This is a genomic window from Marinimicrobium sp. C2-29 (assembly GCF_038419845.1).
GTDB lineage: Bacteria > Pseudomonadota > Gammaproteobacteria > Pseudomonadales > Cellvibrionaceae > Marinimicrobium.
On record NZ_JBCAQT010000043.1, the window covers coordinates 1 to 1,267 of the forward strand.

A 1,267-nucleotide genomic window follows, 5' to 3' on the forward strand; every position below is an offset into this window, starting at 1 on the left:
CAGGATGGCCAGGATCTGACTGTCGGTAAAACGTGACTTCTTCATGCAGAATCTCCTCTGGGGATAGATTACGAGAAAATTCTACTTATGAGTACCCTTAATTTATGGGAGGATTACCGGATCATATTTTAGTATCCTAGAATCACCACTTACGTACGTAGGCAACAGTCTGCTTTCAGCGTTCCAGATATCCTCTTGAGAAAAGTAGTTTCCGACTTCTCCATCAGGATGAACATGGAACGTTGCAACTGTGCTATGAAATAGTTTTATAGGGGCGTCCATAACGTATACGCTTCTCTCTTGGCCTACAACAGTAGTAGTAGAGATAGAATCAGAGTTAATCCAACTCTGCAGAACACGCCCTCCCACTTCTCTGTTATATGTACTTGTAAAGTGTCGATCACTAACGACAGCAACCGCAGCTTGATCAACAGAGGACAACTCAAGACCATCTAAATCGTAAAAGCTAATAGGATTATTTAGTACATACCCATACAAGTTAGTGTCGCCCCCATCAAACCCAATCGGATCCCGCGCCGTCCACCGCCCGGCTTCTGGATCGTAGTCCCGAAACCCGAACCGGACCAGTCCGGTATCCGCGTCGTGTAGACCTCCCGCAAACCCAAACGGTATCTGGAATTCCGGATTACTGTCATTGATAATATTGCCGTAGCTATCGTACCGGATTTCTTTGACGACCGTACCACTGCTGTCGGTAACAGCTCTGGGGCTGCCCAGGTGATCGGTCTGAATGTAGTACCGCTGTCCGCTCTGGGTGAAGCTGGTGGGTGTATGCCCCGCTGTGTACTGAAACCGCTGCTTCAGGTTGCCACTGCCATCATAGGTGGCCAGCAAGGTGGTCAGGTCCTGCCACAGGTAGCGCTCTACGATGTCGCCGTCGATGAGTTTGGCGACTCGCTGGCCCAGGGCATTGTGGCGATATTCAATGGACGTGTCCGGGGTGTCCACCTGCAATAGCTGCCCCTGGCTGCCGTAGACGTAGGTGGTCACGGCCGGGCCGGCGTCGGTTTCCTCGACCTTGCCGCTGAGTCGGCCATTGGCGTCGTAGTCGTAGGTGGTATCGTCTCGGCCCTCCAGTTGGTCTCCCGCGGTATAGGTGGCGGATTCCGCTTCCACACCCGCTTCGGTGCTGGTTTTAAGGGTCCGGTTGCCATTGGCATCGTAACCATAGGCTTCCACGATCTGAAGTGGTCTAATGATTCCGGACACCATTTAAGGTGGTATTCTACCACCCTAGAAGAGGTGT

1 protein-coding gene is annotated in these 1,267 nt (G+C 51.8%); it reads right to left on the minus strand.

Features of this window, described 5'->3' with window-relative positions; translation table 11 throughout:
• Positions 1–102: 102 nt before the first annotated feature.
• Positions 103–1,200 (minus strand): RHS repeat domain-containing protein, encoded by a 1,098-nt coding sequence (locus AAE484_RS17390; RefSeq protein ID WP_341939706.1) that lies wholly within the window; start codon positions 1,198–1,200, stop codon positions 103–105.
• Positions 1,201–1,267: the final 67 nt, after the last annotated feature.